This is a genomic window from Jannaschia pohangensis, assembly GCF_900113875.1.
In the GTDB taxonomy this organism is placed as follows: domain Bacteria; phylum Pseudomonadota; class Alphaproteobacteria; order Rhodobacterales; family Rhodobacteraceae; genus Jannaschia; species Jannaschia pohangensis.
Genome location: NZ_FORA01000002.1, coordinates 649,413 through 661,426, shown reverse-complemented (window position 1 = coordinate 661,426; position 12,014 = coordinate 649,413). Strand labels below are relative to the sequence as shown.

At 67.4% G+C, this 12,014-nt stretch carries 9 protein-coding genes; 7 read left to right on the top strand and 2 right to left on the bottom strand.

What is annotated here, in order from left to right:
* Positions 1-28: 28 nt before the first annotated feature.
* The gene (gene dnaE / locus BM002_RS10335; protein ID WP_092780121.1) at positions 29-3,547 is read right to left on the bottom strand and encodes a DNA polymerase III subunit alpha; all 3,519 of its coding nucleotides are present in this window, start codon (positions 3,545-3,547) and stop codon (positions 29-31) included.
* Positions 3,548-3,588: 41 nt separating this feature from the next.
* Positions 3,589-4,002 carry a hypothetical protein gene (locus tag BM002_RS19305; protein ID WP_092780119.1) on the bottom strand — a complete coding sequence of 138 codons (414 nt, stop codon included), beginning with the start codon at positions 4,000-4,002 and terminating at the stop codon, positions 3,589-3,591.
* Between the two features lie 142 nt (positions 4,003-4,144).
* On the opposite strand from BM002_RS19305, the gene xdhA reads away from it, so the two are divergent.
* From xdhA to BM002_RS10295, 7 genes are read left to right on the top strand one after another with little or no spacing between them, the layout of a single operon-like run.
* On the top strand, positions 4,145-5,506 hold the full coding sequence (xdhA, locus tag BM002_RS10325) for a xanthine dehydrogenase small subunit (RefSeq protein ID WP_092780117.1): 1,362 nt from the start codon (positions 4,145-4,147) through the stop codon (positions 5,504-5,506).
* On the top strand, positions 5,503-7,833 hold the full coding sequence (gene xdhB / locus BM002_RS10320) for a xanthine dehydrogenase molybdopterin binding subunit (protein WP_092780116.1): 2,331 nt from the start codon (positions 5,503-5,505) through the stop codon (positions 7,831-7,833). Before xdhA ends, xdhB begins: the two co-directional genes overlap by 4 nt.
* Positions 7,830-8,714 carry a xanthine dehydrogenase accessory protein XdhC gene (gene xdhC / locus BM002_RS10315; RefSeq protein ID WP_092780114.1) on the top strand — a complete coding sequence of 295 codons (885 nt, stop codon included), beginning with the start codon at positions 7,830-7,832 and terminating at the stop codon, positions 8,712-8,714. Before xdhB ends, xdhC begins: the two co-directional genes overlap by 4 nt.
* Positions 8,711-10,222: an ABC transporter ATP-binding protein gene (locus BM002_RS10310; RefSeq protein WP_092780112.1), complete on the top strand. Its 1,512-nt coding sequence runs from the start codon at positions 8,711-8,713 to the stop codon at positions 10,220-10,222. Before xdhC ends, BM002_RS10310 begins: the two co-directional genes overlap by 4 nt.
* Positions 10,219-11,301 carry an ABC transporter permease gene (locus BM002_RS10305; protein WP_092780110.1) on the top strand — a complete coding sequence of 361 codons (1,083 nt, stop codon included), beginning with the start codon at positions 10,219-10,221 and terminating at the stop codon, positions 11,299-11,301. Before BM002_RS10310 ends, BM002_RS10305 begins: the two co-directional genes overlap by 4 nt.
* On the top strand, positions 11,298-11,654 hold the full coding sequence (locus BM002_RS10300; RefSeq protein WP_092780108.1) for a hypothetical protein: 357 nt from the start codon (positions 11,298-11,300) through the stop codon (positions 11,652-11,654). The genes BM002_RS10305 and BM002_RS10300 overlap by 4 nt, the downstream gene beginning before the upstream one ends.
* Positions 11,651-12,013, top strand: a complete 363-nt coding sequence (locus BM002_RS10295; protein WP_092780106.1) for a hypothetical protein — start codon at positions 11,651-11,653, stop codon at positions 12,011-12,013. The genes BM002_RS10300 and BM002_RS10295 overlap by 4 nt, the downstream gene beginning before the upstream one ends.
* The last annotated feature ends 1 nt before the right edge of the window (position 12,014 follow it).

Genomic DNA, 12,014 nt, shown 5'->3' with positions numbered 1-12,014 from the left:
CGCCACCAGCAGGTCGTCCGACCCTCTGTCAGACATCCTCGACCATGGCGACGCCCGGCAGGGACCGCAGCGCGCCCTTGACCTGCGGATTGACGGGATAGGGATCGGGCAGCCGCAGTTCCACTTCGCCCGGCAGGTCCTCGCCCAGAAGACAGAGGTGGATCGGCCCGCGTCCACGCGCCCCGGACTCGCCGGACAGCCGCTCCAGCAATCCTTGCAGCGACGGGACCGCGCCCGCGTCGTCGAGGAAGATCCGCAAACCGACCTGGGGCGCGGCATCGACGGCATCGTCCATGGGCGTCACGGCGCGGGCGAGCAACTTCAACTGATCGGACTCCTGGCTCGCCTCGATCTGCAGGATGACGCGGCAGCCGGGTTCCAGATGGGTCCGACTGGCATCCAGCGTGTCCGAAAAGACCATCGCCTCATAGGCGCCCGAGGGGTCGCTGGCCTGCACGAAGGCAAAGCGGTTGCCGCGCGCCGATTTACGCTCCTGCCGGGCCGACACGATCCCGGCCAGCTTGGCGACCATCGGGCCATTGGCCGTCATCGCCTGCACCTCGGCCAGGGTCTTCACCCCCTGCCGTTTCAGCGCGATCATGTAGTCGTCGAGCGGGTGGCCCGACAGATAGAACCCGATGGCCTTGAACTCCTCGCCCAGACGTTCCGCCGGAAGCCAGTCATCGCGGAACGGCAGGCGCGGTTCGGGCAGGTCGTCCCCCGCCTCGCCGAACAGCGACACCTGATTGGACGCGCGCTGATCGTGAATGGCGGCGGAATAGCCGACCAGACCGTCCAGCGCCTCGAGCACACGGGCGCGGTTGCCGTCCAGCTCGTCGAAGGCGCCGGCGCGGGCCAGCATTTCCAGCGGGCGCTTGCCCACCCGTTTCAGGTCGACCCGCCGCGCGAAATCATAGAGCGTCGCAAAGGGCCGGTCGCCGCGACCCTCGACCACCAGGCCCATGGCGTCCACGCCCACGTTCTTGAGCGCGCCCAGGCCGTAGACCAGCTTGCCGTCGGCCACGCTGAACCGCGCGCCCGAGCGGTTCACGCAAGGCGGCACGATGGTCAGGCCAAGGCCGCCCCGGTCGGTCGCCTTGCGGACCTCTTCGGCATAGACGGCCAGCTTGTCGGTCAGGTGGATGTCGGAATTCATGATCCCGGCCATGAATTCGACCGGATGGTTCGCCTTGAGCCAAGCCGTCTGATAGCTGACGACGGCATAGGCGGCGGCGTGGGACTTGTTGAAGCCGTAGTTGGCGAACTTGTCGAGAAGGTTCCAGACCTCCATCGCCTTGGTCTTGTCGACGCCGTTCTTTGCCGCGCCGTCAAGAAACAGAGGGCGTTGCGCGTCCATCTCGGCCTGGATCTTCTTGCCCATGGCGCGGCGCAGAAGATCGGCGCCGCCGAGCGAATAGCCCGCCATCTCCTGCGCGATCTGCATCACCTGTTCCTGATAGACGATGATGCCCTGGGTCTCGTCCAGGATGTGGTCGATCGAGGGGTGCAGCGTGTCGCGCGTGCTCAGCCCGTTCTTGACCTCGCAATACTTCGGGATGTTCTCCATCGGGCCGGGCCGATAGAGCGCCACAAGGGCCACGATATCCTCGATGCAGGTCGGTTTCATGCGGCGCAGCGCGTCCATCATGCCCGTGGATTCGACCTGGAACACGGCAACGGTGCGCGCGGCGGAATAGAGGGCATAGCTCGCCTCATCCTCCAGCGGGATGGCGTTGATGTCGTTCTCGGTTCCCGGTGCGGGGTCATAGAGCTGCCGCCCGTCGGCGGCCACGTGGATGTCCCTGCCCTGTGCCCGGATCAACTCGACCGCGTTCTGCACCTGCGTCAGGGTCTTGAGGCCCAGGAAGTCGAATTTGACCAGACCGGCCTTCTCGACCCACTTCATGTTGAACTGGGTGGCGGGCATGTCCGAGCGCGGGTCCTTGTAGAGCGGCACAAGGTGGTCCAGTGGCCGGTCCCCGATCACGACACCTGCCGCGTGGGTCGAGGCATTGCGCAAGAGCCCCTCCAGCTTTTCGGCGTAGTCCAGCAGGCGCTTCACGGGGTTCGTGCGCCCCTCCCTCCTGTCCTGCTCGGATTCGCGCGCGGCTTCGCGCAGGCGCGGCTCGTCGGCCAGGGCCTTGGTGATCGAGACGGGTTTGACCCCCTCGACCGGAATCATCTTCGACAGCTGGTCGCACTGGAAATACGACATGCCCAGAACCCGGCCCACGTCGCGCACCGCCGCCTTCGACAGAAGCGCGCCGAAGGTGATGATCTGGCCCACGCGGTCGCGACCGTATTTCTCCTGGACGTATTGGATCACCTCTTCCCGGCGATCCATGCAGAAGTCGATGTCGAAGTCCGGCATCGACACACGTTCGGGGTTCAGGAACCGCTCGAACAGCAGGCCATAGCGCAGCGGGTCGAGGTCGGTGATCGTCAGGGCATAGGCGACGAGCGATCCCGCGCCCGACCCCCGGCCCGGGCCCACGGGAATCCCCTGATCCTTGGCCCATTTGATGAAGTCGGCCACGATCAGGAAGTAGCCCGGAAAGCCCATCCCCTCGATCACGCCCAATTCGAAGTCGAGCCGTTTCTCGTACTCCTCGACCGCGGCCGCATGCGGAATGACGGCCAGCCGCGCCTTGAGCCCGGCTTCGGACTGGCGGCGCAGTTCGGTCACCTCGTCGTCGGCGAACTTCGGCAGGATCGGGTCGCGTCCATAGGCCTTGAAGGCGCAACGGCGGGCGATCTCGATCGTGTTCTCCAACGCTTCGGGCAGGTCCGCGAAGAGCGTCGCCATCTCGGCCTGACTGGCGAAATGGTGGCGCGGGGTGACCTTGCGACGCGGGGCCTGCTGGTCGACATAGGCGCCTTCGCCGATGCACAGAAAGGCGTCATGCGCCTCGTACATCTTGGCGTCGGGGAAATAGACGTCGTTGGTCGCGACCAGTGGAATGCCCCGCGCATAGGCCTGTTCGACGTGGAACCGCTCGGTCGGTTCGGGCGCGCCGTGGCGTTGCAATTCGATATAGAGTCGGTCGCCGAAAATGCCGTGCAGGCGGCCAAGGTTGGCCTCGGCCTTGGCCTCCTGACCGTCGGCCACCAGACGACCGATGGCACCGTCCGGCCCGCCGGTCAGACAGATCAGCCCCTCCGAATGCTCCGCCAACTCCTCGAAAGTCACCTGCGGCAGAAGGTCTGGCCGCTTGAGGTAGAGGCAGGAATTGAGCTGCATCAGCGCCTCGTATCCCGTCTCGGACTGCGCCAGCAGGACGACGGGTGCCGGTTTGCGGGGCTTTTCGCCGACATCCACCGGGTCGTGCATCACGTCGATCTGACAGCCCATGATCGGCTGGATGCCGCGCCCCGCCAGACCGGAGGCCGCCTCGAGTGCGGCGAACATGTTGTTGGTGTCGGTCACGGCCACGGCGGGCATGTCGGCGCGGGCCACCAGGTCGGGCAGCGACTTCAGGCGCACCGCGCCTTCCAGCAGCGAATACTCGGTGTGAAGACGCAGGTGGATGAATTTCGGATCAGGCATGACCCGGTTCTAGCCCGCGTCGCCCGCCGCCGGAAGGGCTCTCAGCCCACCAAGGCAAGATAGACGGCATTCACCGCGAGGCCGATCACGGCAGAGATCAGGATATAGGCGAAAGCGGCGCTCCAGCCGCAGGCCTTGAGAAGGGGTCCACGCTCCTTGAAGCGAAACCGGAACGCGCGCAGGGCCAGGAAGCCGGACCACATGTTCGCAAGATAGAGAACGCCCCCGACCAGCGCGATCATCGCGCCGATGGCCTGTATCGCCAGAAGAACCGAGAGGCTGCTGTCCTGCGGAGCCAGCGACATTCCCATGTCCGCCATGGCGGTCCCGGGCGCGCCGCGCATCGATCCCGAGACGTTCCCCGCCACGTCCACACCGACGGCCACCAATGTCCCGGCAAGCAGATAGATCCGGAGGTGTTCGGATACGTCATGAAGGAAATCGGAAAGGGACATTCGCGGACTGTTGCGCGACCCCACGTCGCGATCAAGCGCCCGGCCTTGCAAATTCGCGTGTGGCCGGGTTTCATTCAGCCGTCTCCTCTACGCCGCATCGAGGGGGCAGGTCCCGGCATCTGGTATCGCGGCGAAAGACGACATGGAGATTTCCTTCCGCCTGAATGGCGAAGACGTGACCGCCACGACCGATGATCCGACCGCAACCCTGCTTGACTGGCTGCGCGAGGATCGGGGCCTGACCGGAACCAAGGAGGGCTGCAACGAAGGTGATTGTGGTGCCTGTTCGGTCATCGTGACCGGGGCGGACGGGTCGCCCCGCGCGCTCAACGCCTGCATCCTGTTCCTGTCGCAACTGGCAGGGCGGGCGGTGCGCACGGTCGAGGGGCTGACCGCCGCCGACGGCACCCTGCATCCGGTCCAGACGGCGATGATCGACCATCACGGATCGCAATGCGGGTTCTGCACGCCGGGGTTCGTCACGACCATGGCCGCCGCCCATGCGAACGGTGCCACCGACCACCTCGACCAGATCGCGGGCAACCTGTGCCGCTGCACCGGCTATGCCCCCATCCTGCGCGCCGCGAAGGCCTGCGAGGCCGCGCCGGTGCCGGACCTGATGCGGGAGGCGCCGGTCGCGGGCCCGTCCGTCCGCCAGTCCGCACAGTTCCATCCGTGCAATGCCGACGAATTGGCGGATTGGTATCTGGACCACCCCGACGCGACGCTGGTCGCGGGGGCCACCGATGTCGGCCTCTGGGTCACCAAGCAATTCCGACCGCTTGGCACCATGGCCTTCCTCGTGGGGTGCGATGACCTGCGCGGGGTGACCGTGACCGACACGGCGCTGGACATCGGCGCGATGACGGACATGGAGACCCTGCGCCACGCCATCGCGCCCCATTTCGCCGGGTTCGCAGAGCTTCTGCGCCGCTACGGCAGCGTGCAGGTCCGCAACGCCGCGACCATTGGCGGCAATATCGCAAATGGCTCGCCCATCGGGGACAGCCCGCCGCCGCTGATTGCCCTCGGGGCCACGCTGCATCTGCGCCGGGGCGACGCGCGGCGGTCGATGCCGCTGGAGAACTTCTTTCTCGACTACGGCAAGCAGGACCGTGCGCCCGGGGAATTCGTCGAGCGGATCAGCATCCCGCGCCAGCCCGACACACTGCGGTGTCACAAGCTGTCCAAACGGTTCGATCAGGATATCTCGGCGGTCTGTGGCGCGTTCAATGTGATCGTCGAGGACGGCACCGTCGTCTCGGCCCGCGTGGCCTTCGGGGGCATGGCGGGCACGCCGAAACGGGCGCGTGCGACCGAGGCCGCCCTGACCGGACGCGCCTTCGACAATGCGACGCTGGAGGCGGCGGCAAAATCCTTGAGCAAGGATTTTTCCCCGCTCAGCGACATGCGGGCCTCGGCCGACTACCGGATGCGCGCAGCCCGGGGGATGCTGCTGCGCCTTGCCTCGGACACCCCGTCGATCCTGGAGGTGCAGCCATGAGCGTGGCCAAACCCCTGCCGCACGAATCCGCCCACCTGCATGTCACCGGAACCGCGCGCTATACCGACGACGTTCCGGCCCCCGCAGGCTGCCTGCATCTGGCGTTCGGACTGTCGGATGTGGCCAGCGGCGAAATCACCGGACTGGATCTTTCCGCCGTGCGCGGCGCGCCGGGTGTCCTGGCCGTTCTGACGGCCGACGATTTCGAGAGCATGCCCGATTGCTCGCCCTCGAACCACGATGAGCCGTTGCTTGCGACGGGGCGCATCCACTATGTCGGGCAGCCGGTCTTTCTGGTCCTCGCCGACACACATCTGAACGCGCGCCGCGCCGCTGCTCTCGGCAAGATCGGGATCGCGGAGGACACGCCCATCCTGTCGATCGAGGACGCCCTTGCCGCCGAAAGCTGGTTCGATGGCGGGCCGCGCGTCTGGTCGGACGGGGATGTGGAGGATGCCTTGGCCAAGGCGCCCCATGTCCTGACGGGTCAGATCGAGATTGGCGGGCAGGAGCATTTCTATCTGGAAGGTCAGGCCGCGCTGGCCCTGCCGGGAGAGGGGAGCGAGATGCATGTCCTGACCTCGACCCAGCATCCGACCGAGATCCAGCACAAGGTGGCCGATGCACTGGGCGTGCCCATGCATGCCGTGCGCGCCGAGGTGCGGCGCATGGGGGGCGGCTTTGGTGGCAAGGAGAGTCAGGGCAATGCGCTGGCCATCGCCTGCGCCATGGCGGCGCGTCGGACCGGGCGACCCTGCCGGATGCGCTACGACCGGGACGACGATTTCACGATCACCGGCAAGCGGCACGATTTCCGCGTCGCCTATGAGGTCGGTCACGACGACGAGGGCCGCGTTCTGGGCATCCGGTTTCGTCACTGGACGCGATGTGGCTGGGCGCAGGACCTGTCGCTGCCGGTGGCCGACCGAGCCATGCTCCATGCCGACAATGCCTATGATATCCCGGCGATGGAGATCACGTCCTGGCGGCTGCGGACCAACACCCAATCGGCGACGGCCTTTCGCGGCTTCGGCGGGCCCCAGGGCCTGTTGGGCGTCGAGCGGGTGATGGATCACCTGGCCCATGTGGTGGGGCGGGATCCGCTCGAGGTGCGGCGGCTGAATTACTATGGCGATGCCGGTGGAGAGGCCGGGGGGCCAGCCCCCCGGACCCCCCGGAGTATTTCCAAAGCAGAGAAGAATGGTCGCACACATTATGGCCAGGCCGTCACGGATTTCTGTCTTGAGGCGATGACCGCGCACCTGGTCGAGAGCTGCGATTATGCGGCGCGCAAGGCGCGGGTCGCAGAGTGGAATGCCGCGAACCCGATCCTCAAACGCGGGATCGCGGTGACGCCGGTCAAGTTTGGCATTTCGTTCACGCTGACCCACCTCAATCAGGCGGGGGCGCTGGTCCATGTCTATGCGGACGGGTCTATCCATCTGAACCACGGCGGCACCGAGATGGGGCAGGGGCTGCATTCCAAGGTGGTGCAGGTGGCTGCCGACCGGTTCGGCTGCGATATCGCGCGGGTGAAGGTGACGGCGACGGACACCGGCAAGGTGCCCAACACCTCGGCCACGGCGGCCTCGTCCGGGGCCGATCTCAACGGGATGGCGGTCAAGGCGGCCTGCGACACGATCCGGGATCGCATCGCCGACCATCTGGCCGAAACGCATCAGGCCGACGCGGCTTCGGTGGTCTTTGCCGATGACCGGGTGAAGGTCGGAGGCGCGTCCTACGGCTTTGCCGAGGCGGCGGCCATGGCCTATGCCGCGCGCGTTTCCCTGTCGTCCACCGGGTTCTATGCCACGCCCGAGATCAGCTGGGATCGCGAGGCAGGGCAGGGGCGGCCGTTCTACTATTTCGCCTATGGGGTTGCCTGTTCGGAGGTCGTCATCGACACACTGACCGGCGAGAACCGCATCCTGCGGACCGACATTCTGCACGACGCGGGGGCGTCCCTGAACCCCGCGCTGGACATCGGGCAGGTCGAGGGGGGCTTCGTGCAGGGGGCCGGGTGGTTGACGACCGAGGAGTTGGTCTGGGATGGCAAGGGCCGCCTGCGCACCCACGCCCCCTCGACCTACAAGATCCCCTGCGCATCCGACGTGCCGCCCGTGTTCAATGTCGCCCTATGGCAGGGTGCCAACCGGGAGGAGACGATCTATCGCTCCAAGGCGGTGGGAGAGCCGCCGTTCATGCATGGCAACAGCGTCTTTCTGGCCCTGTCCCATGCGGTTGCCGCCTGTGGCGCAGGCTATCCCGCGCTCGACGCCCCGGCCACGCCCGAGCGTATCCTGCAGGCGGTTCAGGCCGTCCGATGACCCTGAACCCGGCCGAGATCGGTGCGGTTCTGGCCGTCCATGGTCCGGTGGCGCGGGTTCTGGTGGCGCAGGCCAAGGGGTCGGTGCCGCGCGGGGCGGGCACGTCGATGCTGGTCTGGGCGGATGGATTTCAGGGCACCATCGGCGGCGGCGCGCTCGAGTGGCAGGCGCTGGCGCGGGCGCGGGAGGTTCTGGCCGGAGGCGGCCCGCGGGTCGACCGGATACCGCTTGGCCCCGCGCTTGGCCAATGCTGCGGCGGGTCGGTGACGCTGGTGACCGAGCGGCTGGAGGTCGTCCCCCCTCTGCCGTGGCTGCGCCGAGTCGAGGGGCAGGCGGGGGCTCCGGAGATGCGGGGGTTCGCCTTTGCCGATGGCTGGTTGCAGGAGGTGGCCACGTCGCCTGCCCGCCCCGTGTGGGTCTGGGGCGCGGGGCACGTGGGCGCGGCCCTGGTCGGCACATTGGCCCCGCTGCCGCAGTTCGACGTCATCTGGGTCGATACGGATGCGGCGCGCTTCCCGGCGATCCCGCAGGGCGCAGAGCGTCTGGTCGCCGTCGATCCCGGCCGGGCCATGGCGCATGCGCCCGGCACCGCAGAGCACCTGATCCTGACCTATTCCCATGAAGTCGACCTGGCGCTTTGCCACGCGGCGCTTGTCCGGGGCTTCACGTTCTGCGGGTTGATCGGGTCGGCCAGCAAATGGGCGCGCTTTCGATCCCGCCTTGGCGCATTGGGCCATTCGGATGCTGAAATCGACCGCATAACCTGCCCCATCGGCGATCCGTCCCTTGGAAAACATCCCCAGGCCATTGCGATTGGCGTTGCGGCGAGACTACTTTCGCGCACGCCCCCGGGGGATCTGCCGATGAAGGACACGACCTGACCGACCTGCTGGACCTTTCGGGGCTGACCAAGGCCTATCCCGGCGTCGTGGCCAACGACGATGTGTCGTTCACGGTGGCGCGCGGCGGGATTCACGCGTTGTTGGGGGAAAACGGCGCCGGCAAGTCGACGCTGGTCAAGACGATCTATGGTCTGGTCAAACCCGATGCGGGGACGATGCGCCTGAGCGGTGCGCCCTTTGCCCCAGAGGACCCCCGCGCCGCGCGGACGGCGGGCGTCGCCATGGTGTTCCAGCATTTCAGCCTGTTCGAAGCGCTGAGCGTGGCCGAGAATGTCGGCCTGGGCATGGAAAACCCGCCGGGCCAGCGCGATCTGTCGCGCCGCATCCGCGAGGTGTCGCAGGCCTATGGCCTGCCGCTCGACCCCGAACGGCTGGTGGGCGATCTGTCGGCGGGCGAGCGTCAGCGGGTCGAGATCGTGCGCTGCCTGTTGCAGGATCCCAAACTCCTGATCATGGACGAACCCACGTCGGTCCTGACGCCGCAGGAGGTCGCCATCCTTTTTGCGACGCTGCGCAAGCTGGCGTCCGAGGGCACGTCGATCCTCTATATTTCCCACAAGCTGGAGGAGATCCGCGCGCTGTGCGATGCGGCCACCATCCTGCGCGGCGGCAAGGTGGTGGGGGCCTGCGATCCGCGCACGACTTCGGCGGCCGATATGGCTGAACAGATGGTCGGCGCGGCCTTCAAGGCGCCCACGTCCAGGGGCGGTGCGCCCGGTGCGCCCGTTCTTCAGGTCGCGGACCTGTCGCTGCCGCCGATGTCGCAGTTCGGTACGCCGCTCCGCCAGGTCTCGCTGACCCTTCGGGCGGGGGAGGTTCTGGGTATCGGCGGTGTCGCGGGCAACGGGCAGGACGAATTGCTCTCGGCCCTGTCGGGCGAGCGGCTGTCGACGCCCGGTGCGGTCACGCTGGAGGGGCGGGATGTCTCGCGGCTGCGGCCGACGGAGCGCAGGCGGGCTGGTCTGCTCTGCGCGCCCGAGGAACGTCTGGGCCATTCCGCCGCCCCCGATATGAGCCTAACGGAAAACGCCGCCATGACCGGGGCCGACCGCAAGGGGATGCTGAGGGCCGGTTTCCTCGACTGGTCCGCCGCGCGTGGGTTCGCCGAGGACATCATCGCCCGCTTCGATGTGCGCACCCCCGGCCCCCACGTGGCCGCGCGGAGCCTGTCGGGTGGCAACCTGCAGAAATTCGTCATCGGGCGCGAGGTGCTTCAGGACCCGCGCGTTCTGGTGGTGAACCAACCCACCTGGGGCGTCGATGCCGCCGCCGCCGCCGCCATCCGCCAGGCGCTGCTCGATCTGGCGGCGGGCGGGGCGGGTGTCATCGTCATCAGCCAGGACCTCGATGAATTGCTGGAAATCTCCGACCGTTTTGCTGCGCTGAACGAAGGGCGTCTGGGCGAGCCTGTGCCCACGGCGACCCTCACGATGGAGCGGATCGGCCTGATGCTGGGCGGAGCGCATGATCTGGAGGCGGCGTCGTGATCCGGTTGGAGCGTCGCCCCACACCGTCGCGCCTCTGGTCGGGGATTTCGCCGCTGGTGGCGGTCGTGCTGACCATGGTGGCGGGCGGGCTGATGTTCGCGGCCCTGGGCAAGGACCCGTTCGAGGCGCTGCGCACAATCTTCTGGGACCCGATCTTTGGCGAGTTTGCGTGGTATTTCCGGGGCCAGCTGCTGATCAAGGCGGGGCCGCTCATCCTGATTGCCGTGGGTCTGGCCATGGGGTTCCGGGCGGGCATTTGGAACATCGGGGCCGAGGGCCAGTATATCGTCGGCGCGCTTTGCGGTGCGGCGGCGGGTCTGGCCTTCTATCCCGCCGAGACCCGGCTGATCTTTCCGCTGATGATCGTCGCGGGCGCGCTTGGCGGGTTCCTCTGGGCGATGATCCCGGCCCTTCTGAAGGTGCGGTTCGGGACCAATGAAATCCTCGTCTCGCTGATGCTGGTCTATGTGGCCGAGAACCTTCTGGCCTCTGCCGCCGTCGGCTGGCTGCGAAATCCCGAAAGCTCGGGCTTTCCCGGCTCGCGCAACCTGAGCCGGTGGGAGGCCTCCGCCAACCTCGAAATCTGGGCCGATACGGGCATCCATTGGGGTGTTGTGGCCGCGGTCGTCGCGGTCATCTTCGCGCAGGTCATGCTGACCCGGCACCTGATGGGCTTCCAGATCCGTCTGGCCGGGTCGGCCCCGCGTGCCGCCCGCTTTGCCGGTGTCGTGCCCGGGCGTCTGGTGGTGGTCTGTCTGGGCCTCGCCGGGGTTCTGGCCGGCATGGCGGGGCTTTTCGAGGTCACTGGCCCGGCGGGCCAGATCAGCATCGACTTCGCCTCGGGCTATGGTTTCACCGCGATCATCGTCGCCTTTCTGGGCCGCCTGAACCCCCTGGGCATCGTGGCGGCGGGCCTTCTCATGGCGCTCACCTACGTGGGCGGGGACAACGCGGCGGGAAACCTCGGCCTGCCTGCCGCCGCGATCAGCGCGTTTCAGGGGATGCTGCTGTTCTTCCTGTTGGCCATCGACGTCCTGACCAACTTCCGTGTGCGGATGGGACGGGGGGTCGCGGCATGAGCAATTGGTCGCCCCCCATCAACCTCCCCCGGCTGGAACTAACGGCCTGGGCGACGCTCGGCTTTCTGATCGGCTATCTGACCATGGCCTTCCTTGTGGCCCCGCTCGACCTCTGGCTGGGCGGGCTCTGGGCGGTCTGGCTGGGCCTCTTCCCGGACCCGATGTCGCAGGCGGTGGCGCGGGGGTTCCGCGTCCTGCGCCGGTGGCTGACCTATGGCGCGATCCCCGAGGCGACCCTCGACCGTGACGCGCCCGTGGTCGCCTGGGCGACCCGGATGGGCGCGGTCAGTGCCTTCCTGACCGTCGTTCTGATCCAGACCTTCCCGGGGGTGCTCTTGTGGCTGATGACATGAACAATCGGTCGGGCACCGGGTCTTTCCCGGGGTTCAAGCCCCGGTATCGCGAGCCCTCGGCCTTGCTGACGAGCGAGGAGCGACCGGCCTCGCTCCCCATGGCGATCCTGACCTGCGCGGGCATGGTGATGGGCGGCATGGCCGGGTTCACCGGGGTGACCATTGCCGCCTTTCTGATGGGGTGGGGCTGGATGCCCTCCATCGCTGCCGTCCTCACGGCCCTCGGCCTTTACACCCTGAACCGCGCCCACGGTCGACGTCGCCCGGTCGTGCCGCGCTTCGTCATGGCGCTGGCATTCGGTCTGACCCTCGGGGCCTTCGCTTCGGCGTTCATCACCTGGGGGTGGTTCTTTGTCTGAC

Coding starts and splice junctions, on each gene's coding strand:
- BM002_RS19305 (WP_092780119.1), bottom strand. CDS start 4,002: ATGTCCCTTTCCGATTTCCTTCATGACGTATCCGAACACCTCCGGATC.
- xdhA (WP_092780117.1), top strand. CDS start 4,145: ATGGAGATTTCCTTCCGCCTGAATGGCGAAGACGTGACCGCCACGACC.
- xdhC (WP_092780114.1), top strand. CDS start 7,830: ATGACCCTGAACCCGGCCGAGATCGGTGCGGTTCTGGCCGTCCATGGT.
- dnaE (WP_092780121.1), bottom strand. CDS start 3,547: ATGCCTGATCCGAAATTCATCCACCTGCGTCTTCACACCGAGTATTCG.
- BM002_RS10295 (WP_092780106.1), top strand. CDS start 11,651: ATGAACAATCGGTCGGGCACCGGGTCTTTCCCGGGGTTCAAGCCCCGG.
- xdhB (WP_092780116.1), top strand. CDS start 5,503: ATGAGCGTGGCCAAACCCCTGCCGCACGAATCCGCCCACCTGCATGTC.
- BM002_RS10300 (WP_092780108.1), top strand. CDS start 11,298: ATGAGCAATTGGTCGCCCCCCATCAACCTCCCCCGGCTGGAACTAACG.